Here is a 21,992-nt window from a genome sequence, read left to right on the forward strand (position 1 = left end):
TTCACCCCACTTACTCCGTAATCACAAACCGCGTTGCCGCAAAGCAGTTGAGCACGCGGTGGACCAGAAACACCATCGTGAGCGTTGCCAGTAGCGCGACGGTCACTGAGGTGATGCGATACAGATCGCTGAACACTAAGTCGCTGTCCGGGTGCAGGTTCTGGCCGAACATAATGCCGATGGTGGTGATGCTGGCGAAGCCAACGCCCGCGCCCACTTTTTCCATCACGTGCAGACGGGCGCTGAAGGCCAGCCCGAGGCCAATTAGCGGCATCATCAGTAGCATGTGGTTACTGAAATCATAAATAAGTAACTGCACCACCAGAATGTAAAGACAGGCCAGCACCACGCCGACGACGCGCCAGATAGAACTCAGGACCGCGCCGCGATAATGCATAGGAAACAGAATCAAAATCCCCGTCATCAGCGCCGACAGCGAATCGCTCAGATCGCAGACCTGAAAGATGACAAAAATCATCGTCGCGACACTCCCGGAAAGCAGCGATTCGTGGCGAATGCGGGCGTCATCTTTCTCAATGCGCGGCGGCGGTTTGCGTGGTTCCACGTCGGGAATGAGATAGTGCAGCAGCGCGCTTAGCGCCACCGCCATCACGCAGGCTTCCATGTTGGAAAACATCAGCGTGTGCCAGTTCGTGGTGGGATAGCTCATAAAGTTGAGCATCGTGCTCTGGCAGACCACGCCCATTGATCCCAGTAGAAACAACGGTCCCTTGCTCATAAAGCGAAAACGCATCACGTACAGGCCAAACACCACCAGCGTCATGATCACCGGCCACTGCGAGAGATAACCGACAATCAGTACCATTTCGACGCAGTTCACCGCCGCACTGAATACAAACTGCTTCGCCACATGGCGGTTAAATATCGGCACTAGCGACATCAGCATCAGTGGATAAACCACGAAGAAAACGCCGTACTGCACGTTGTAAAAGGTCGAGATACTCAGCGCGATCGTCCCGGCAACGGCTATCCGCAGCGTCTGGCGAAAATCATTGGCCGTATAGACGATGTTGTCATGTGGCGTAAACACGCGCGCCAGCGTGTTAATAGACATAATGCAGCCAGCTAACCAGATGGATTTGCGCCCCCGCAAAGGTGCGGGCAAACGGCCCTTCACTGTTGTACAACTGCACCGTAGCGCGGGCACCGGTCGGCAACGGTTTGTCCAGCGGCTCACTCAGAGTCACGTGAATACGCATCCGCCGGGCATCGCGCACCCAGCGCGTGGATTGCTCCGGCTGCGACAACTGGCCGTTGACCTCTTCTTGTCCGGCGAGGATCCCCGCATCGCTGCTGGTGACGCGTGCACGGAACACTTTGCCCGGCATGGCATCAAATACCACGGCGGCATCGGTGTTCACGCGGGTATGGCGCAGGCTCTTCTCGCGAAAATCAGCCACGATATCCGTCTGATTGCTGACCAGCGCCAGCAGTGGCGTGGCGGCAGTGGCATAAAGTCCGGCGTTAAGCTGGAGATTACTCACCGTCCCGTCCGTCTCCGCATACACTTTTGTCCATGCCAGATTCAGCTGCGCTTCTTCCAGCGCATTGCGATATTTTTGCAGCGTCACGTTATGGTTATCTTCACGCTCGCCGCGCTGGATCAGCAGATTCTGGATGTTGGCATGCAGGGCGGTTACCGACTGCTCGCTGGTCTGCCAGGTCGTCCGCACCTTGTCGAGATCCGCCTGCGACACGTTCTGCATCGTGCTTAACCGCTGATAGCGATCGAACGTCAGTTTGTCATTACGCGCAGTGTATTCGGCAGTACGCAGGTTAGCGCGGGCAGAAGCAATCTGCGCATCCAGTTGCTGATTGCTCAGTCTGGCCTGCGCAAAGGCGATTTGCGCGGCTTCAACTTTATTGATAAATGGCGTGGGATCCAGCTCATAAAGCAGATCGCCTTTTTTAACCGGGCTGTTGTTACGCACATAGACGTGCGAGACGTAGCCGGAAACGCGCGACGAAACCGGTGTAACGGTGCGCATCACCGTGGAGTCCGGCGTCAGCGGGATCCAGATATCGGCAACGATAAACCAGGCGAATATAGCCAGGAAAGCGGCAATACTCACCCTTACCCAACGGGCAAACTTCTGTTCTGGGGTCATCATAGTTTTTAGTGTTGATTATCTTCTTCGCGGATTGTCCGCAAATTGCAGGCGATTAAATTTAAGGTGGCACTGAATGAAGCGAGATCCGCTTCAGGAATGGCACGTGTGACGCGATGTTGATAGGCCTCAATCACCCGGTTCAGCGCTTCCAGCCGGGCACGACCTTCCGCGGTCAGCATGAGCAGGCGGATGCGTTTGTCATATGGCGATGTGGAACGCACCAGATAGCCCTGATTTTCCAGTTGCGTGAGCGTGCGCATCAGCGGCGGCAGTTCAATGCCCTGCACCTCCGCCAGTTCGCTGACCGAGACGTTATCACCCAACTGATGCAGTTGCATCAGCACCGTCCAACTGGACTGAGTCAGGCCCGTATCGGTAATAGCCGCATCAATAATGGCACGCCATTGACGCACTACCATCGCCATACGCATCCCCATCGGGCGACGGGCAAACCGCTCATCTTCAGTCATGTGTCTTTCCTCTCATAGCGAAAGGGAAAGTAATACTTATCAGGGTAAGTATCAAGAAACATGCGGTCAGGAAGCATAAATTGATAAATTTGCTGAATGTGAAAAAGGCCGGATGCTGATAACGTCCGGCCTCTGTCTTTTCAACAATGCACTAGTTGATCTGATCCCGGCGTAACCCCAGATCCTTGAGCCGTTCATCACTCATCTGTAGCAGGATCCGTCGGGTTTGCACCTGCAGCCGCCATTTTTTAAACGCTCGCCAGATCAGGACAAAGCCAATAAACGGCTGCTTTGCTTTGTTTTCATGAAATTCCATGCTCCACCCCCTCTCATACCAGAGCCTTTATTCTGGCGGTTTTCGGGTGGTTCAATACAGATTCAAAAACAGCTTTTATTTAACATACAGATTCGCTAAAACAGTCTCTGCACCGCACATTTTGCACCTGTCTGTACTGATTTTTATATCTGTATGGCATCTTCGAGGGATACAGCATGACGCGTTACCAACATCTGGCCAATCTGCTGGCCGAGCGTATTGAACAAGGGCTGTATCGTCACGGAGAAAAACTGCCGTCGGTGCGCAGTCTGAGTCAGGAGCACGGTGTCAGTATCAGCACCGTGCAGCAGGCGTATCAGGTACTGGAATCACTGCAACTCATTACGCCGCAGCCCCGTTCAGGTTACTTCGTCGCGCCGCAAAAAGCGCAGCCGCCAGTTCCCCCGATGTCGCGTCCGGTACAGCGTCCGGTTGAGATAACCCAATGGGATCAGGTGCTGAATATGCTGGAAGGCCATCACGATCCATCGGTTATCCCACTGAGCAGTGGTATTCCGGATGTCAGCCAACCCAGTCTGAAGCCTCTCTGGCGCGAGCTCAGTCGCGTGGCGCAACACAATCTGAGTGCGATTCTGGGCTACGATGAACTGGCTGGCAGCCTCGCACTACGCCAACAAATCGCGAGGCTAATGCTCGATGGCGGCTCAGTTGTTAACGCCGATGATCTGGTGATTACCAGCGGCAGCCAAAGCGGCATGTCACTGGCACTGCTGGCCGTCTGCCAGGCTGGAGACATTGTGGCCGTGGAATCCCCGGCGTATTACGGCACCATGCAATTGCTGCGCGGCTTAGGGATCAAAGTGATTGAGATCCCGACGGATCCGGATACCGGCATCAGTATTGAAGCGCTGGAGCTGGCACTGGAACAATGGCCCATCAAAGGGGTGATCCTGGTTCCGAATTGCAATAATCCGCTGGGATTTATCATGCCGGATGCGCGCAAGCGCGCCGTACTGGCGCTTGCCCAACGCCACGACATTGTGATTTTTGAGGATGATGTGTATGGCGAGCTGGCGACAGAGTATCCCCGTCCCAGAACCCTTCATTCCTGGGATATCGACGGTCGGGTTATCCTTTGCAGTTCATTCACCAAATCGGTCGCCCCCGGTCTGCGCGTCGGCTGGGTCGCACCGGGTCGTTATCATGACAAACTGCTGCACATGAAGTACGCCGTCATTGGCACTAACGTTCCCGCCACACAGCTGGCCGCGGCAGCGTTTGTCCGGGAAGGTCACTATCACCGCCACGTCCGGCGAATGCGGCAGATTTATCAGCGTAATATGGAGATATATACCTGCTGGGCGCGAGAATATTTTCCCTGTGGGATCTGCGTTACGCGACCAAAAGGCGGTTTTATGTTGTGGGTCGAACTCCCGGAGCAGGTCGATATGGTTTGTGTCGCCAGACAGCTCTGTCGCCTGAAAATTCAGGTCGCGCCGGGCTCACTGTTTTCCGCATCCGGGAAATACCGCAATTGCGTGCGCATAAACTGCGCGCTCCCGCCCAACGAAAAGCATCGGGACGTGATGCAGAAACTGGGCGAGGCGTTAAAGGTGGCGATGGAGGAGGTTGCGGCACCAGGGACCGTTATCCTGTGATATAACACATCATCACTTTGTCGGAGGCGCTGACCGTGACCCACACCCGAGATATTCCGCAATCGTTCTGGCGCGATGAACGGCTGACGTGGCTGGAACTGCGCAGCACCTGGCGCAGTCATCAGGCGTATAAGCGTCATCATCATCCGCAACTCTCTGTTGGGGCCATTCTGGAAGGTGAAACCTGCTGCGTCAGCCACGGCACAGAATATCGCCTGCAGGTGGGCGATCTGATTGTGATCCCGCCACTGGTGCCCCACAGCTGTAATCCGGTCGATGGACAGTTTCGCAGCTACCATATGCTCTACCTGGACGCCGACTGGTGTCTTGCTCAGTTGCCAGAACCGACGCCCAACACGCTTTTCGCACCGAATCCGGTTATCCGCAACCCACTCCACTTTCAACGCTTTCTGGATCTTGTTGCGTTAATGGAGAAGCGGCAAACCGCACCGCTTGTCGATGCCGCCCGCCTCCTGTTGCGCACACTCCCCTTGCAGCCAGGAAATCCGCAGCGTCCGCGCGCGACCAGTCAGTTTCTGAAAGAGCGACTGCAACGCAATTTGCTTTCTCCTCCGTCGCTGGATGACATCGCACAAGAGTTTGGCATGCGTAAAGAGACGCTGATCCGCACCTTTAAGCAGGACACCGGCCTGACGCCGGGCAGCTATCTGAACATCGCACGGATTGATTTTGCCAGGACGCGACTGCGCGCCGGAGACGACATCGCCGACGTCGGCTATCAAAGCGGCTTTGCCGACCAGAGCCATTTCCACCGCACCTTTGTCAGCTATACCGCCGCCACGCCGCGCCAGTATGCGCGGGGACGATCAATATCAGACAATAATTAGCGTTTCGCCAGGCGTAGCGTGAACTCAGGTTTGCACACTGAGGTCACTATGGAACCGTTGTCTGTACTCTTTCCCCCTGCGTTTCCCGCACTGGCGCTGGCGCACTTTGTGGCGCTGCTCAGTCCCGGACCGGATTTCTTTTTACTGGTGGGTTACGCCGTTCGCTATCGGCTGCGCGGCAGTGCCGGACTGTGCCTGGGGATCGCCGCCGGTAATGGCCTCTATATCCTGCTGGCGATTGCCGGCTGGGGGATCCTCCGACAACTCCCCCAGCTCTTCACGCTGATCGCGCTGTTGGGCGCACTCTATTTGCTGTGGATTGGCAGCCTGCTGCTACGCAGTCGTCCACAAACGCTGACGGGCGCAGATGCCCAGTCCACGTGTCCAGGGTTGGGTAAGCAGGTGCTGCTGGGACTAGGCTCGTCGCTGCTCAACCCGAAAAATGCCCTGTTCTATCTGGCGCTGATGACCGCCCTGCTTGGCCCGTCAGTGACGCTGTTGCAGCAGGCCGTCAGCGGCGTCTGGATGACCAGCGTCGTGCTAGGCTGGGATCTGTTGATTGTGATGGGAATTGGCCTGCCGTTTGTCCAGCGACGGCTCAGTCACGGGATCGTGTGGATCGAACGCATTGCCGGGGCCGTGCTGATCGCCTTTGGCTGCGGGATCGTCTGGCGTTTTCTCTTCCCGTAGACCATTGGCGCAGGGAATGTTTTCAGCTCAATCTATTGACTAACATCAAATTATAATGACACTTAAGGTGTATATTTTCCGTTCAACTTACTTTTCCCGAGGTGTGATGTGCTGATAACCATCTGTAATCGATACACATTCTGACACAGGTCAGAATGTGTTCCCTCTGTCTGTGGTTCTCCATGGACAGCGCTTTTGATTACATGAAATTCAGTACATCCGCGGTCTGCTGTTCTCTATTTTCTGCCTGATGTCCCTGTGACAGTATTGAATTTCGTTGTTCCCGTTAAGGGGTTCTCCACATGGAGTTCGTTTTGTATGCAATGGATTATTGAGTTTTTCAAGCGGCACGCCACGACGCTGTTCTTTCCGATGGCGCTGATTCTGTATGATTTTGCCGCCTATTTGTCGACGGATCTGATTCAGCCAGGCATCATCAACGTCGTGCGAGAGTTTGATGCCGATGTCAGTCTGGCACCGGCGGCGGTCAGTCTTTATCTCGCGGGTGGGATGGTGCTGCAATGGTTACTTGGGCCGCTTTCCGACAGGATCGGTCGTCGTCCGGTACTGGTCACCGGGGCGCTCATTTTTGCCCTCGCCTGTACCGCCACGCTATTCACCACCTCAATGACACAGTTCCTGGTGGCGCGCGTGGTACAGGGCACCAGCATCTGCTTTATCGCGACGGTCGGCTATGTCACGGTACAGGAGGCGTTCGGACAGACGAAAGCCATCAAGCTGATGGCGATCATCACCTCTATCGTACTGGTGGCACCCATCATCGGCCCGCTTTCCGGCGCGGCGCTGATGCACTTCGTCCACTGGAAGGTGCTGTTTGCCATTATTGCGGTGATGGGCTTTATCGCCTTTATCGGCCTGTTGCTGGCGATGCCGGAAACGGTCCAGCGTGGCGTAGTGCCGTTTAGTGCAATCGGCGTTATACGTGATTTCCGCGATGTCTTTCGCAACCGCGTTTTCCTCTTTGGGGTCGCCACGATCTCGCTGAGCTACATCCCGATGATGAGCTGGGTCGCCGTTTCCCCGGTGATCCTGATCGACGCAGGCGGCATGACGTCCTCACAGTTCGCCTGGGTACAGGTCCCGGTGTTCGGTGCGGTAATCGTCGCCAACATGGTCATTGCACGTTTTGTGAAAGATCCGACCGACCCGCGCTTTATCTGGCGTGCGATACCCATTCAGCTCAGCGGCCTGTTTGTCCTGATTGCCGGTAACCTTTTCTGGCCCCACGTGTGGCTGTGGTCGGTACTGGGCACCAGCCTGTATGCATTTGGTATCGGGCTTATTTTCCCGACGCTGTTTCGCTTCACGCTGTTTACCAACAACCTGCCGAAAGGAACCGTGTCGGCCTCGCTGAACATGGTTATCCTGGCGGTCATGGCCGTTTCCGTCGAAATCGGGCGTGGACTGTGGTTTAACGGCGGCAGGATCCCGTTTCACCTGCTGGGGGTGATTGCGGGAGTGGCGGTGGTATTCACGTTGAAAGGGTTGTTAACGCGGGTGCGTCAGTATCACGCAACGGAACTGGCAACAGAGAAGTAAAATCAGGCCCCGCCATGCGGGGCCGTTTTTTTAAGCAATACGGGCAAATCCGGCTTCTAGGTCAGCAATCAAATCGCCAACATCTTCCAGACCGATATGCACCCTCACCAGCGTTCCGCTGAAATCGACATCCCCGGCCGGGCGAATGCTGTTCAGCTCTTCCGGCTGGTTTGCCAGAATCAGCGACTCAAACCCGCCCCATGAGTAAGCCATGTGGAACAGCGAGAAGTTATCGAGGAAGTTCGCTAACTGTTCATCCGTCAGTCGCTGTTTCAGTACAAACGAGAACAAACCGGAGCTGCCGCTGAAATCACGCGTGAAGTATTCGTGCCCCGGACACTCCGGCAGCGCCGGATGGTTCACCCGCGCCACTTCCGCTCGTGCCGACAGCCAGCGTGCAATCTGGATGCTGCTCTCCTGATGCTGCTTCAGGCGTACCGACAGCGTGCGCAGGCCGCGACTGCCGTTATACGCGGTATCCGCATCCAGCGTTTGCCCCATCAGATACGAGTTCTCGCGCAATTGATCCCAGCAACGGGCGTTGGACACCGCCGTTCCCAGCATGCCGTCCGAGTGACCGATCGTGTACTTGGTGCCTGCCTGAATCGAGATATCCACCCCAAAGTCCAGCGCCTTAAACAGCACGCCCGCCGCCCAGGTGTTGTCGATCATAATGACAATCTCCGGGTTCACTGCGCGGATCGCTTTCACCATTCCCGGCACATCCTGCACTTCCATGGTGATCGAACTCGGTGATTCAAGAAACACCACTTTGGTTTCCGGGCGGATCAGATCGACAATCCCGGCGCCAATCATTGGATCGTAGTACGTTGTTTCGACGTTGAATTTACTCAGGATCTTATTGCAGAAATCCTGTGTCGGTTCATACGCCGCCCCGGTCATCAGCAGATGATCGCCGCGCTGCACAAACGCGAGGATCGCGTTTGTCACCGCCGCCGCGCCGCACGGGTAGAGCGCGCAGCCAACGCCGCCTTCCAGTTCACTCATCGCCTTCTGGAACGCGAAGTGGGTGTAAGTGCCGCGACGACCATAAAACAGCTCGCCGTTTGCGCGATTAGCGGTGGCGAATTTTTTGTCCTTCACGGTATCAAACACCAGCGAAGAAGCGCGCTGGATAACCGGGTTTACCGCGCCCTGGGTATAGCGTTTATCGCGTCCGGCGATGATCAACTGGGTTTCGAGTTTCACTGAATCTTTCATAACCTTTTTTATCCTTAATTCTGCGTTAAACCTCGGCTACCGTAGCCGTCGCATTTATCTCAGCATTCACCGATTTTTTCCCGGAGAAGCGTTCTACAATTTGTGCCGCATTCAAATCATGAATCACGTTAATCAGCGTCGCTGGCGCATCAGTAATGGTGCCCAGCACCACTAGCATCGGAATGGTTTCCATCGGCAGCCCCAGCGTGGTGACGATAAAGATCTCCCCGAGGAACGCCCCACCCGGCACGCCGCCAACGATGATCGCGGACAGCACGGCGATCAGCATGGTCAGGAAGAAGGTTTCCGTGGTGAACGGAATCCCCAGCACCGAGTAGATAAAGACGATCTTCAGCGCCGCGATCATCGCCACGCCGCCTTTGTTCAGGTTGACCAGTAGCGGGATCGAGACATCGACAATTTCCGGGTTAATCCCCATCGCTTTGCCCGCGCGCAGGGTCACCGGCAGCGTTCCCAGCGAAGAGCAGGTGCCCAGCGCCGTCACGGAAGGCTCAATGGCGTGACGCCAGAAGGCCTTCACCGCCGGTACGCCGCCGCCAATGTAAGAGTAAAGAATAGAACCCAAAATGTAGTAACCCAGCGTGGCAACCATGAACAGACCAATCGCCCGGGCAAAGGTAAGCAGCAGTCCGGAATCCTGACTGGCCATCGTGGCGGCAAAGTAGCAGCCAAGCCCCAGCGGCGCGACCTTCATGATGATCGATACGATCTTCATAATGACGGTGTTGGCATCTTCCAGCAGCGAAGCAATGCGTTTACCCGCCTGTTCTGACTGACCAATCGCGATCCCTGCAATAATCGCCATCACGATCAGCGCGAGAATATTCGACTTAGAAAACAGGCCAATAAAGTCGTTAGTGGTGATCATGCTGACAAAATCCATCTTGCCGCTGCCCGCCTGCACGGACTGCGAAAGATCGATGGTGACCCCCTGCGCCGGGTTGTACCACAGGGCTAACGCCACGATCCCGGCCGCCGGAATAAACGCCATTGCGATGGAAACGATAAAGATAATCGCCATAATTCGCCCTAAGCGTTTCAGGTCGGTCATGCTGGCGATGGAGGACATTACGCTGATTCCCACCAGCGGAACGATAATCATAAATAACAGGTTCAGGAAAATCTGACCTATCGGCTGGAGTTTACTGGCAAACGCGGGGGCATAAATCCCTAATAAACCACCAGCCACCAGAGCAAGTAATAAAATAATTGACGATTTGTAGGGTTCGAGTCGTGTCCACATAATCGGTACCTTTTATAAGAATGGAATTAAATGAGAGTAAATTCACAATTTGGCGACGTTCTGTTTTTGCCTCCTTATTATTTGTGACGCAACTCACTTAAGTTGTTATTTTTTCATTTTGTGCGTAGGTCGTTTCCTGTGATTCAATAGTTACATGTTTCAAAACCCAATGTAACGGTCTATTCGTACCGTTTTTGCAAATCACTTGTGAGTAAAAGGAAACAATGAGCACACCCATTTCTCTCAAGCATTTAGAGTTTTTTGTCCGGATTGTGGACTGCGGAGGATTATCTGAGGCTGCGGTGCAACTGAATGTGTCGCCGTCGGCGGTCAGTAAAAGTCTGGCGGCAATGGAAGATACGCTGGGGACAACATTAATTAAGCGCACAACCCGCAGTATTACACTGACCGACGCCGGGCAATATTTGTTTAACCGGGCTAATAAATTACTGAAAGAGTTTGATGAAACGCTAAATACCACCTCCGGTTATTATCACAATCCACAGGGCGAATTACGCATTACCTGCTCGATTGCCTTCGGCTATTCCCGGCTGGTCAATCTGGTGGACAAATATCGCACCCAGTACCCGGATGTGAATCTGTATATCGATCTCAACGATAACTTCGTCAATCTGAACGACTCGGATTTCGATATCGCCCTGCGCATCTCCACCGCGCCACCACAAAACTATGCCACGCGCAAACTGGTGCCGATTCGCTGGGCGTACTGCGCCTCTCCCGGTTACCTCGCAAAGAAAGGGATGCCGCTGCGGCGTACCGATCTGGTGAATCATGACTGTCTGGTTTACCCCGGCCTGACCCCGGTTCTGAAGGTTGCCGACGAGCAGGATCGCCTGCATCAGTTGAAACTGCATATGCCTATCCAGGCCAACAGCAGCCTGGTGTTGCTGAAATCGGTGCTGGAAGATCAGGGCGTGGCCTATCTGCCCACCTATCTGATTGGCGATCATATCCAGAAAGAGGAGATCACCCCGCTGATGCTCGACGGCACCATCGCCTGCGAAACGCACACCCTTTATGCGCTCTATTTCCCCAGCAAATACAGCAACCCGAAGGTGCGTTCATTTATTGATTTTCTGGTCGTGGAGTTAGGGACGCTACCGGCGTGGGACAACTGGATCCCCGACTGATCCCCGCTTGTTTTTGCACGATCCCCCCGTCTGGCTCTATCCTTAACCCTATGAATAAAATCGCTGAACTCAAACGCGCCAAACTGTTGGCGCTCTCGTTACTGCTGATCGCTGCCACCACGTTCGTCGTCACCCTCTTCCTGCCGCCCGGCTTTTGGGTCAGCGGGATCAAAGCCATTGCCGAGGCGGCGATGGTCGGGGCGCTGGCGGACTGGTTTGCGGTGGTGGCGTTGTTTCGCCGCGTTCCTCTCCCGTTCATTTCGCGGCACACGGCGATTATTCCCCGCAATAAGGACCGGATCGGCGAGAATCTGGGTCAGTTCGTGCAGGAGAAATTCCTCGACACTCAGTCCCTGGTCGCGCTAATCCGCCGCCATGAGCCCGCGCTACTGATTGGTAACTGGTTCAGCCAGCCGGAAAACGCACAGCGAGTCGGGCAGCATCTGTTGCAGATCATGAGCGGCTTTCTGGAACTGACTGACGATGCCCGTATTCAGCGCCTGCTAAAACGTGCGGTACATAAGGCGATTGATAAGGTCGATCTTTCCGGCACCAGCGCCCTGATGCTGGAAAGCATGACCAAAAACGATCGCCATCAGGCGCTGCTCGACACGCTGATCGCCCAGTTGATAGCCCTCCTCCAGCGCGACAGTTCCAGGACCTTTATCGCCCGGCAGATTGTCCACTGGCTGGAGACCGAGCATCCGCTGAAGGCCCGAATTCTGCCCACCGAGTGGCTGGGCGAACACAGTGCGGAGCTGGTGTCAGAGGCGGTGAACTCGCTGCTTGATGACATCACTCACGATCGCGCCCATCAGATTCGCCACGCCTTCGATCGCGCCACCTTTAAACTCATCGATAAACTGAAAAACGATCCCGAGATGGCGAACCGGGCGGAAAGCATCAAGGATTACCTGAAAGAAGATGAGGCCTTTAACCGCTATCTCGGCGAGCTGTGGGCGGATTTACGCCAGTGGTTGAAGCAGGATATCAACGCCGAGGATTCCCGGGTGAAACAGCGAATCGCCCATGCCGGGCAGTGGTTTGGCGAAACGCTGATCGCCGACGATGCGCTACGCGCCTCGCTCAACGGCCATCTGGAGCAGGCCGCCCATCGGGTGGCGCCGGAGTTTGCCGCCTTCCTGACCCGCCACATTAGCGACACGGTGAAAAGCTGGGATGCCCGCGATATGTCACGGCAGATTGAACTTAACATCGGTAAAGATTTGCAGTTTATCCGCGTCAACGGCACGCTGGTGGGAGGGACTATCGGGCTGGTGTTATATCTGTTGTCGCAAATCCCCTCACTGCTGCCCGCACTGTCCACTTTTTAAGGAGAAAAAATGGCTGACATTACCCTGTCCCCGGCGGAACGCGACGGTCTGCGCGAGGCGCTCAGAGACTACTGCCGCGATCATTTCGAACTGGAACTGGAACAGTTCGACGCCGAGTTTTTTATTGATTTTATTAGCGAAAAATTGGGCCCGGCGTACTACAACGCGGGCATTGAGGAGGCGATTCGCACCCATCTTGCCTGGAGCGAACGCATCCAGGAAGAGATGGATCTGAAGAAAATTTTATAGTGCCTTATCTGGCGGGAGATCAATAATCCCACAACAATGACATGGTTATAATGCGAACACTTTTAACATCTCCCGTGTCACGGGGAAGGAAAATCCATGTCGCTTATCACCGATCTGCCCGCCATTTTCGACCAGTTCTCTGAAGCCCGCCAGAAAGGCTTCCTCACCGTGATGGATCTCAAAGAGCAGGGAATCCCGCTGGTGGGAACCTATTGCACCTTCATGCCGCAGGAGATCCCGATGGCGGCGGGGGCGGTGGTGGTCTCGCTATGCTCAACGTCCGATGAAACCATCGAAGAGGCCGAAAAAGATCTGCCGCGCAACCTCTGCCCCTTGATCAAAAGCAGCTACGGCTTCGGCAAAACCGATAAATGCCCCTATTTCTACTTTTCTGATCTGGTGGTGGGTGAAACCACCTGTGATGGCAAAAAGAAAATGTACGAGTATATGGCGGAGTTCAAAGCCGTTCACGTCATGCAGTTGCCAAACAGCAGCCAGGATGCCGCCTCCCGCGCGCTGTGGAAAGCAGAAATTCTGCGCCTGCAACAGGCCGTGGAAGCGCGCTTTGGAACGCCGGTAACCGAAACGGCGCTGCGCGAAGCCATTATCCTCAAAAACCGTGAACGTCGCGCACTGGCGAATTTCTATCGTCTCGGGCAGCTTAATCCCCCCGCGTTGAGCGGCAGCGATATCCTGAAAGTGGTGTACGGTGCCACCTTCCGCTTTGATAAAGAAGCCCTTATTGACGAACTGAACAGCATGACCGAACGGGTGCGCCAGGCGTGGCAGGACGGTAAGCGACTGGACGCCCGTCCGCGCATTCTGATCACCGGTTGCCCGATTGGCGGCGCGGCAGAAAAAGTGGTGCGCGCCATTGAAGACAACGGCGGTTGGGTGGTGGGATACGAAAACTGCACCGGCGCGAAGGCAACCGAGCAGTGCGTTGCGGAAACTGGCGACGTGTATGACGCGCTCACCGACAAGTATCTCGCCATCGGCTGTTCGTGCATCTCTCCAAACGATCAGCGCCTGACGCTGCTTAGCCAGATGGTGGAAGAGTACCAGGCAGACGGCGTGGTGGATGTGATTTTGCAGGCCTGTCATACCTATGCCGTTGAGTCACTGGCCATTAAGCGTCATGTTCGCCAACAGCACAACCTTCCCTATATCGCCATTGAAACTGACTACTCCACGTCGGATATCGGCCAGCTCAGCACCCGCGTCGCGGCCTTTATTGAAATGCTGTAAGGAGCAGGCGTGACGTATTCGATAGGGATTGATTCCGGCTCGACGGCGACCAAAGGTATCTTACTGGCAGACGGCGTGATTCAGCGCCGTTTCCTGTGCCCGACGCCATTCCGCCCGGCCGACGCCATCCGCGAGGCCTGGGACGTTCTCGCACAAGATCTGGAAACGCGGCCATACCTGACCTTAACCGGCTATGGCCGCCAGTTGGTTGATTTTGCCGACAAGCAGGTGACCGAAATCTCCTGTCACGGACTGGGCGCACGACTACTCGCTCCCGCCACCCGCACGGTCATTGATATTGGCGGACAGGACAGCAAGGTTATCCAACTGGATGACGACGGTAACCTCACCGACTTCCTGATGAATGACAAATGTGCAGCGGGCACCGGACGTTTTCTGGAAGTGATTTCGCGTACCCTGGGCGCCAGCGTGGAGCAACTCGACGCCATTACCGCCGGGGTTGCTCCGCACGCCATCAGCAGCATGTGCACCGTTTTTGCCGAATCCGAAGTGATTAGCCTGCGCTCTGCGGGTATCGCCCCGGAAGCGATCCTCGCAGGCGTGATCAACGCAATGGCGCGGCGCAGCGCCAACTTCATCGGCCGACTCTCGTCACAAGGACCGCTGCTGTTTACCGGCGGCGTCAGCCACTGCACGGCCTTTGCCCACATGCTGGAAGGCCATGTCGGCATCCCGGTACACACTCACCCGGACGCGCAGTTTGCGGGTGCCATTGGCGCGGCGCTGATTGGTCAACGGCAGAGAAAACACGGATGACGGAGTATCTGTTTTTGTTCCATTCGACGGTGGGCGTGATTCAGACCCGCAAAGCGTTGCAGGCCGCTGGTATGACCTTTCGGGTCGCTGACATCCCCCGCCAGCTGCGCGGGGGCTGTGGGCTGTGCGTCTACCTGCATTGCCAGCCCGGAGAAGAAGAACGGTGGGTGATCCCCGGTCATACCGAATCTATTTACCGCCTTGAGCAGGGCGACTGGCACTGCGTGGCAACCTTCGATGCGCCAGCACGCTAACCCGCTACACCGCGATAAATTTCGTCATGCAATTATCGCGCGTTTAAGGATTCATTAAGATTAATCCTTATACTTTCTCCCTTAATGTCTTTGATTTTATTTAAGGAAGAATAATGAGATTGTCCGCCCGATACCTGAACTCACCTCTGCGAGTCATGCTTCTTCTTGCTCTACTCATTGCGGGAATGAGTTATGTCATGTCGGGTGGAGCCGCACCCGACAACGACAATAACTCCCTTGCAGATTATCGCGCGACGATAGACGGGGAACGAATCGACGGCGTGAAGAAAAATGTCTCCTCACTCACCTGGTCCGATAAAAGTGATACGTTGTTCAGCACGATCAATAAACCTGCCGCGATTATTGAATTGACCAAACAGGGTCAATTGCTGCGTACCATCCCACTCGATTTTATTCGCGATCTGGAAACCATCGAGTACATTGGTGACGACATGTTTGTCATCAGCGATGAACATGACTATTCCATTTACGTTATTACTATCAATGCACAGTCGCAGGTAAACATCCTCAAAAAGTTAAAGCTTGATCTGTATGAAACCCCGACCAACGACGGCTTTGAGGGACTCGCCTGGTCACGAGAGAAAGAGACATTCTGGTTTTTCAAAGAGAAGAGACCGATTGGGATCTATAAAGTAACGGGGCTGCTCAATAATGACCATTTAACCATTAGCAAAGACAGTGCGCTGCAACAACAGCTTGATATCAAGGATATTTCAGGCGCGGAATTTAATACCCAAAAGAACAGCCTGCTGATCCTGTCTCACGAATCCCGCGTGCTCAAAGAGGTCAAAACCGACGGCGACGTTATCGGCGTCATGACGCTAACCGAAGGCCACCATGGGTTGGCGCACACCATCCAGCAGGCAGAAGGGATAGCGATAGATAACCAGGGTTCGCTGTTTATCGTGGCAGAGCCCAATCTGTTTTACCGCTTCACGTCTGAAGTCGCACAATAAATTCCCCGTCACCTTACCCATTTGTTATAAATTTGTTACTCTCGCATTTCGCACACGACAAATAACAATGGGTACGGCATGAGCCAGCAACCGCACATCGCAGACCGGTATTCACTCAGCACCGCCCTTTTCGGGATGATGGTCCTCGCGCTGGGCATGGGGATTGGCCGTTTTCTCTATACCCCGATGCTGCCGGTGCTGCTGGCCGAGGGGCGCTTCACGTTTTCCGAACTGTCGTGGATAGCCAGCGTCAACTATGCGGGATACCTGGTCGGCAGCCTGCTGTTCTCCTTCGGACTTTTTCATCTGCCAGGCCGTTTACGCCCTATGCTGTTGAGTTCAGCGGTGGCGACCGGCGGACTGATCCTCTCGATGGCGCTATTCTCTGCCCCCATGGCGGTGATGCTGGTGCGCTTTCTGGCGGGCGTCGCCAGCGCCGGGATGCTGATCTTTGGCTCCACGCTGGTGCTGCAACATACCCGCAATCCTTTTGTCATTGCCTCACTGTTTTCTGGCGTCGGCGTCGGGATTGCGCTGGGTAATGAGTACGTGATTGCAGGACTGCACTTTGCGCTCTCTTCCCACGCGCTGTGGATCGGGGCGGCGGTCTTCTCCGCCGTGCTGGCGATTCTGCTGGCGCTGCTGCTTCCGTCCCACGCTCACGCGCTGCCTGGCGCAACACAGGTAAAAAATGAGCCGCAGCCGATGCGCTGGTGGCTGCTGGCGCTGCTCTACGGCCTGGCCGGATTCGGTTACATCATCGTCGCGACCTACTTGCCACTGATGGCGAAAGATGCGGGGTCTCCGCTGCTGACGGTCCATCTGTGGACGCTGGTTGGCGTCTCGATTGTGCCGGGCTGCTTCGCCTGGCTGTGGGCCGCAAAACGCTGGGGCGTACTGCAATGTCTGACGGCGAACCTGGTGATTCAGGCCGCCTGTGTGCTCCTGACGCTTGCCAGCGGCTCCCCGCTGTTGCTGGTACTGAGCAGCGTGGGATTTGGCGCGACGTTCATGGGGACCACATCGCTGGTTATGACCCTCGCACGCCAGCTTATTGTGCCGGGAAACCTCAATCTGCTGGGGTTTGTCACACTGACCTACGGCATCGGGCAGATCCTGGGGCCGTTGTTAACCACGCTGTTGGGCAGCGGCACGCAGGCCATTACCGATGCCACGCTGTGTGGTGCGCTGGCGTTATTTATCGCCGCGACCATCAGCGCTTTGCAGTTCTATAAACAAAAGCGGTTGTTGTCGTGTCGCATCAACGACATGCGCTAACGCGCCATAATGCAGTGACCGTCATACACGCCATGGCGCGCCAGAGGGGTAAAAACATCATCCTGTAAAACCTGCCCGCACTTATTTGCCACCGCCTTCATGGGCGGTGCGATGAAGCATAAGCGCTTCGGCAATAATATCCTGTTTGCTTTTACGCGTTTCTAAAGCCAGTGTCCGAACATAGTCCCAAAGCGGGGTTTCAACACGGGCGCTTAACAGCACCATCTCTTTAGAACGGGTTCCTCTGGCTTTACGGATATCGGGATAATCGCGGGAAGGCATCGTCAGCTCCTGAAGGCTATTTCGTCTTAACTGGGGAGGAATATGCAGTTGGCCGAATAACAAGTCAACGCACAGTATTTCAGCAGGCGGGTGATGGAAATGTTAAGAAAACGTCTAAAAATGGAACGTCGTTTCAAGTGAAAGATGACCTGTAGCAGGCTAATGATGTCAGGGTTTATTGACATGCGAGGATTAATTCAGTGTATTTCGGCCCTCATTCCCCCGGTAAAACATTCATCGCAATTATTGAAAATTCCTATCCGCCAATACGTTACTTCTGAGATAAATGTTTACATTGAGGACAATAACTGGCTTTTTTAGAGAGAGTTACGACGTTCTCTTTCAATTATTTTCGCTAACGCAGCACATCCTTTTTGTCATCCGACGTCTTACCACCGCCACCGCAAACGCAAAATAAGTAAACAAGTCGTAAATAAGGACATTTTTTAACGACGCAAATTAAGTGTGTATTAATTGATATTCATCAATTTTGAAGAGCTGAATTTGCCAGCTTTTGGTAAGAATCTGATGAAGTGCACAAATACCCACTGTTTTTGTACACTAATTTTTACGTCACAAGGTCATCGTGTAATCAGAGGGTGATATTGACTTCGCGTTTCATCGCCAGACCTCCAGTACGACCGAACCAAAATTATTCCAGTACATCCCTGAAATATCATTCGCAAAGACCACTAACTCACCGCTGCGAGGCGCAATCCAGCCGTTATTTAGTCGGGCACCGTCACCAATCACAAACATGGTATCGGTTGATTTATCGATAGTGCCAATTAAGGTAAACCAGGTCGCCGGATCGTGGCGGCACCGCAGCCAGATTCGGGCAAAATTCAGATAGTCGACGGTGTAACCGTTCGCATCACAGCAATGGCTCATATCGCACCACTTACCGGTGACACAAAAAAAATACCTGACGCCCTGCTCAACAAACAGATCCGTCTCAGCCCATTTATCGCGTGAGCGAATTTGGGTTCGCTTCACTCGTCGTGAAGCCAGCGGCGGAACGTACATTCGATCAACCATACATCATCACCTTTGCGCAAACACCGTTATGCAGGTACAGAAAGCCGCTCGTGTAAAACGATGACGAACCGGAGGGAAGTAACACTAATTTTTATGAACTCTGTGCTCGCGCTCCATAACAGGAAAGTCGTAGTCAGCGCGTGCAGTTTCATACCTTTCATTGACCTGGCGCGATCGCGCCTACAGATGCTCCGTCCATTTACTGAACCGCGACTGGGGTTGCCCCCTGGCGTTGATGGCACGACCATCCGGCAACCAGCGCTCGGGGTCGTGGGCCAGACGACCGTGGACATAGCGTTGTCGCAGGGCGCAGGCGCCATCGGGGTAGAACTGTTCACTCTGTTGATGACGCAGACCGTCCTGCCACTGTTCGCGCATCTGCATCTGCCCGGACGGATAAAAGCAACGGCACTCACCGTGCAATTGCCCTTCCCGCCAGTGCTCCTCACGGATCAACACGCCCTCTTCGCTGAAGTAGCGCGCCACGCCCTGCAACCTGCCGTGATGATATTCCTGTTGCATTGCCAGTTGACCGTTGGGGTGCCAGCTTTCGGTGACGCCGTGCAAAACACCCTGCTGATAATTCATCGCCATCAGCCGACGCCCATGATCCTCAATATGCATCTCGCCACAGAGTTGGCCGTCCGTCAGGCCAGCCTGTAGCCGGGTGGTGTCCTGCTGATAGTCCAGGCGCTCACTCATTAGTTGATCTTCACCATCCCACCCTTGAGCGTCAGCATCCCGCCGCCCTCCACGGTCTGCATCGCGCTGGCTTTGCTGGTCAGCGTGGCTTTCGCCTCCTGGCTAATCGTTGCGGCTTTCTGGGTGAGCGAACTCTTCGCTTCGCTGGCGATACTGGTAGCATCAAGATTCAGGCTCGCGGCCGCACTGGCTTTCAGATCCGCCCCGCTCTTCAACGTCAGCGTTTTACCGCTCTCCAGCGTCAGCGTGCCGCTGACCTTAATGGTCAGATTGCCATCGACGTTCAGCGTGTAGTTACCTTTGACCTTGTGCGTCTCATTGCCCTCAATCGCGTGTTCCTGATCGCCCTTCACCATCACGCTGCGCTTATCTTTGACCGTCAGCGTTTCGCTCCCCTTCTCAATGTTGACTGTCCGGTTACCCTGTTTCAGCGTGACCGTTTCATTGCCCTCTTCAACGGTGCGCGTGCGGTCGTTTTTCACGCTCTGAATGTCATCGTGACCGACTGTCGTTTTACTGTCGTTCAGCACGATAAGCTGGAAGTCCTTTTGCGCCTGCATCGCCAGCAGTTCGGCGTCTTTTTTGTCGTCAAAGCGCAGCTCATTAAACCCTTTTTCACTTTTTGTTTTAATCCCGGACTGGGTCTGATTCGCCGGAAGCGGATAGGGCAGCGCGTTGACGCCGTTATAGACGCAGCCGGTGACGAGCGGTTTGTCCGGCTCGCCGTCGATAAAGCTCACCACGACCTCCTGACCAACGCGCGGGATAAACTGTGTACCAAAGCCGTTGCCGCTCCAGGCGGTCGCCACCCGCAGCCAGCAGGAGCTGGTCTCATCACATTGGCCTTCCCGATCCCACGGGAACTGCACTTTTACCCTGCCGAGTTTATCGGTCCAGATCTCCTCGCCGTTTTTACCCACTACCGTTGCCGTTTGCGTGTGCATAAACGGTTTCGGCGTGCTGCTTTGCGGTCGATAGAGCGTGGCTTTCGGGATGGCGGTAAAGCGGTTGCGGTAACGTTCACCGTCGTAGTCATGGCTGACGGCGATGACCAGCCAGTCGCCATTCAACGCTTTGTCATCGTGATCGGTTAAGGTGAACCCGTGTCCGGCCACCAACGCCGCGCAGTCGCTTTCGCCTACCAGTTGTTTCGCCTGTGACGTCAGGGCATTGACCTTCCACGCCGCCAGCGCGTCGCCGTCGGCTTTGACGCTAAACCGCCCCGGATGCTGATAATGCACGCCGCCTTTCTTCTCACCCGCCTGCGAAAAGAGCGCGGCCTTCGGCTGCTCGTAGTTGAAATCGCTGGTCTGAAACCCTTGCGCGGTAGCTTGCAGGCGCAATGCCGCCGAACGAATCGCCCCGGTTTCCCGCTCACCGCTCTGCGCCGCCAGATACTTCACCTTTTTCTCGCCGGGGGTTGGCGGAAACGCGCTGTTGTCATCCGCCAGCACCAGCGTGTGTTTTCCCGCGACATGGGTGAAGAACCAGAAGATCCCCTCCTGTTCCAGCAGTCGCGACACAAAATTAAAATCGCTCTCGTTGTATTGCAGGCAGTACTCGCGCTTTGCCGGTTTGGCGTTGAGCTGAAATTTATAGTCAGTAAAGCCACCGTCCTTAAACACCTTCTCGACAATCTCCTGCGCGCTGAGGTTTTGAAAGACGCGATTATGGCTGGAGAGCGTCAGCCACCACAGCCAGGGACGCAGCACAAACTGATAGCGGTCGGCATTGCGCGTCGCGGGGAGTTGATGAATCTCGGCAATCAGCCCGTCATAGTCGGCGTTGTTGATGGTGGCGGTAAGATGGGTCGCCAGCGCGGTATCAAGCGTTAACGGCGCAGAGGTGGTTACGGTAACCGTGGCGGTGGTCAGTCCGTTAAGTTGAGATTCAGTATAAACGGTCGCGGCAGTCAGGTCGGTAAACGCCGGGGCGGTGAGTTTGATAAGGGGGGTGTCAGACATCGGGAAATTCCTTTTATTTTTTGCCGATAGCGGATTGCCGGGTGGCGGCTACGCCTTACCCGGCCTACAAAAGCAGTTGACGTTTTTATTCCGGTGATACTGTGCTTACACTGTGCTGTATTCTTTCAAAATAAACCCCTTGCCCTCACAAAGAGTCCATTTTTCACTCCGTGTCGGTTCAAGTATTTTCTTAATGCTGTGATCCGAAGAGATAAATCCCAGGCGATCATAAAAATTCCCGCCAGACATATCCGTAAGCATTAATTTTCCCATATACCCAAAATCGGATGAAAAATTGACGGCATGCTGAATCAGCGCCAGCCCGACTCCCTTTGTACACGGATGAGTGCAAACATCTTCAACTTTAAAGCATTTTTCATCTTTGTTGTCAGACAAAATCATCAGCCCTACCACACCAGCCACGCCCTCATAGTCAGTGACGATAAATTTTGTTCCTGCCGTTTTATATTCATCAGCAATCCGTTGCGCACTTTCTATTCTTTCTTTTGATACCGTTTTTGCCTTTAATAAAATATCCATCGCGGCAATAAAAGACCTGGCGCTGGTATCATAGGCATCCGGATCAACACGACTAATTCGCATTTTGAGACCTCCCGT

At 54.7% G+C, this 21,992-nt stretch carries 23 protein-coding genes; 12 read left to right on the forward strand and 11 right to left on the reverse strand.

The genetic code is table 11. From position 1 onward, the window contains the following. Positions 1–10: 10 nt before the first annotated feature. The 4 genes from F384_RS16295 to F384_RS28280 all read right to left on the reverse strand — a co-directional run bounded on the left by F384_RS16295 (position 11) and on the right by F384_RS28280 (position 2,918). Positions 11–1,075, reverse strand: a complete 1,065-nt coding sequence (locus F384_RS16295; RefSeq protein WP_046487127.1) for a DUF2955 domain-containing protein — start codon at positions 1,073–1,075, stop codon at positions 11–13. Further along, positions 1,065–2,132, reverse strand: coding sequence for an HlyD family secretion protein (locus tag F384_RS16300; protein WP_046487131.1), 1,068 nt, complete (start codon positions 2,130–2,132; stop codon positions 1,065–1,067). The genes F384_RS16295 and F384_RS16300 overlap by 11 nt, the downstream gene beginning before the upstream one ends. A gap of 5 nt (positions 2,133–2,137) precedes the next feature. After that, the gene (locus tag F384_RS16305; RefSeq protein WP_046487134.1) at positions 2,138–2,602 is read right to left on the reverse strand and encodes a MarR family transcriptional regulator; all 465 of its coding nucleotides are present in this window, start codon (positions 2,600–2,602) and stop codon (positions 2,138–2,140) included. A gap of 151 nt (positions 2,603–2,753) precedes the next feature. Further along, positions 2,754–2,918 (reverse strand): DUF1127 domain-containing protein, encoded by a 165-nt coding sequence (locus tag F384_RS28280; protein WP_071162393.1) that lies wholly within the window; start codon positions 2,916–2,918, stop codon positions 2,754–2,756. A 176-nt stretch (positions 2,919–3,094) separates the two neighbouring features. Between F384_RS28280 and F384_RS16310 the strand changes: the two genes are divergently transcribed. From F384_RS16310 to mdtM, 4 genes are all read left to right on the forward strand, one after another. Then, positions 3,095–4,537: a PLP-dependent aminotransferase family protein gene (locus F384_RS16310; protein WP_046487138.1), complete on the forward strand. Its 1,443-nt coding sequence runs from the start codon at positions 3,095–3,097 to the stop codon at positions 4,535–4,537. A 35-nt stretch (positions 4,538–4,572) separates the two neighbouring features. Continuing rightward, positions 4,573–5,385 carry a helix-turn-helix domain-containing protein gene (locus F384_RS16315; protein WP_046498279.1) on the forward strand — a complete coding sequence of 271 codons (813 nt, stop codon included), beginning with the start codon at positions 4,573–4,575 and terminating at the stop codon, positions 5,383–5,385. Positions 5,386–5,433: 48 nt separating this feature from the next. After that, positions 5,434–6,075, forward strand: coding sequence for a LysE family translocator (locus F384_RS16320; protein WP_046487140.1), 642 nt, complete (start codon positions 5,434–5,436; stop codon positions 6,073–6,075). Between the two features lie 327 nt (positions 6,076–6,402). Then, complete coding sequence (gene mdtM / locus F384_RS16325; RefSeq protein ID WP_162200267.1) at positions 6,403–7,635, forward strand: multidrug efflux MFS transporter MdtM; 1,233 nt, start codon at positions 6,403–6,405, stop codon at positions 7,633–7,635. Positions 7,636–7,665: 30 nt separating this feature from the next. Here mdtM and metC read toward each other — a convergent pair whose 3' ends face one another. Together metC and F384_RS16335 are read right to left on the reverse strand one after the other, a co-directional pair. Further along, positions 7,666–8,856 carry a cystathionine beta-lyase gene (metC, locus tag F384_RS16330; protein ID WP_046487145.1) on the reverse strand — a complete coding sequence of 397 codons (1,191 nt, stop codon included), beginning with the start codon at positions 8,854–8,856 and terminating at the stop codon, positions 7,666–7,668. A 25-nt stretch (positions 8,857–8,881) separates the two neighbouring features. Further along, positions 8,882–10,120 carry a dicarboxylate/amino acid:cation symporter gene (locus F384_RS16335; protein WP_046487148.1) on the reverse strand — a complete coding sequence of 413 codons (1,239 nt, stop codon included), beginning with the start codon at positions 10,118–10,120 and terminating at the stop codon, positions 8,882–8,884. Between the two features lie 224 nt (positions 10,121–10,344). On the opposite strand from F384_RS16335, the gene F384_RS16340 reads away from it, so the two are divergent. From F384_RS16340 to F384_RS16375, 8 genes are all read left to right on the forward strand, one after another. Then, complete coding sequence (locus tag F384_RS16340; protein WP_046487152.1) at positions 10,345–11,271, forward strand: LysR family transcriptional regulator; 927 nt, start codon at positions 10,345–10,347, stop codon at positions 11,269–11,271. 50 nt (positions 11,272–11,321) lie between these two features. Further along, positions 11,322–12,605, forward strand: coding sequence for a DUF445 domain-containing protein (locus F384_RS16345; protein WP_046487154.1), 1,284 nt, complete (start codon positions 11,322–11,324; stop codon positions 12,603–12,605). A 9-nt stretch (positions 12,606–12,614) separates the two neighbouring features. Beyond that, on the forward strand, positions 12,615–12,854 hold the full coding sequence (locus F384_RS16350; protein WP_046487156.1) for a DUF2164 domain-containing protein: 240 nt from the start codon (positions 12,615–12,617) through the stop codon (positions 12,852–12,854). A 96-nt stretch (positions 12,855–12,950) separates the two neighbouring features. Next, positions 12,951–14,102, forward strand: coding sequence for a double-cubane-cluster-containing anaerobic reductase (locus F384_RS16355; RefSeq protein WP_046487159.1), 1,152 nt, complete (start codon positions 12,951–12,953; stop codon positions 14,100–14,102). Positions 14,103–14,111: 9 nt separating this feature from the next. Beyond that, positions 14,112–14,879: a putative 2-hydroxyacyl-CoA dehydratase activator YjiL gene (gene yjiL / locus F384_RS16360; RefSeq protein WP_046487162.1), complete on the forward strand. Its 768-nt coding sequence runs from the start codon at positions 14,112–14,114 to the stop codon at positions 14,877–14,879. Next, positions 14,876–15,133 carry a DUF3343 domain-containing protein gene (locus tag F384_RS16365; protein ID WP_046487165.1) on the forward strand — a complete coding sequence of 86 codons (258 nt, stop codon included), beginning with the start codon at positions 14,876–14,878 and terminating at the stop codon, positions 15,131–15,133. The genes yjiL and F384_RS16365 overlap by 4 nt, the downstream gene beginning before the upstream one ends. A 197-nt stretch (positions 15,134–15,330) precedes the next feature. After that, positions 15,331–16,110 (forward strand): SdiA-regulated domain-containing protein, encoded by a 780-nt coding sequence (locus F384_RS16370; protein ID WP_226991600.1) that lies wholly within the window; start codon positions 15,331–15,333, stop codon positions 16,108–16,110. 78 nt (positions 16,111–16,188) lie between these two features. Beyond that, on the forward strand, positions 16,189–17,388 hold the full coding sequence (locus F384_RS16375) for an MFS transporter (RefSeq protein ID WP_046487172.1): 1,200 nt from the start codon (positions 16,189–16,191) through the stop codon (positions 17,386–17,388). 81 nt (positions 17,389–17,469) lie between these two features. Here the strand turns inward: F384_RS16375 and F384_RS16380 are convergent, their stop codons facing one another. The 5 genes from F384_RS16380 to F384_RS16400 form a co-directional block, all read right to left on the reverse strand. Then, complete coding sequence (locus F384_RS16380; protein WP_046487175.1) at positions 17,470–17,670, reverse strand: hypothetical protein; 201 nt, start codon at positions 17,668–17,670, stop codon at positions 17,470–17,472. A gap of 618 nt (positions 17,671–18,288) precedes the next feature. Continuing rightward, positions 18,289–18,708, reverse strand: a complete 420-nt coding sequence (locus F384_RS16385; protein WP_046487177.1) for a hypothetical protein — start codon at positions 18,706–18,708, stop codon at positions 18,289–18,291. Between the two features lie 180 nt (positions 18,709–18,888). Further along, complete coding sequence (locus tag F384_RS16390) at positions 18,889–19,410, reverse strand: toxin-antitoxin system YwqK family antitoxin (protein WP_046487184.1); 522 nt, start codon at positions 19,408–19,410, stop codon at positions 18,889–18,891. Next, the gene (locus F384_RS16395; RefSeq protein WP_052746945.1) at positions 19,410–21,374 is read right to left on the reverse strand and encodes a type VI secretion system Vgr family protein; all 1,965 of its coding nucleotides are present in this window, start codon (positions 21,372–21,374) and stop codon (positions 19,410–19,412) included. The genes F384_RS16390 and F384_RS16395 overlap by 1 nt, the downstream gene beginning before the upstream one ends. Before the next feature lie 105 nt (positions 21,375–21,479). Then, the gene (locus F384_RS16400; protein WP_046487186.1) at positions 21,480–21,977 is read right to left on the reverse strand and encodes a GNAT family N-acetyltransferase; all 498 of its coding nucleotides are present in this window, start codon (positions 21,975–21,977) and stop codon (positions 21,480–21,482) included. Between the last annotated feature and the right edge of the window lie 15 nt (positions 21,978–21,992).

It is taken from the genome of Citrobacter amalonaticus Y19 (assembly GCF_000981805.1).
GTDB lineage: Bacteria > Pseudomonadota > Gammaproteobacteria > Enterobacterales > Enterobacteriaceae > Citrobacter_A > Citrobacter_A amalonaticus_C.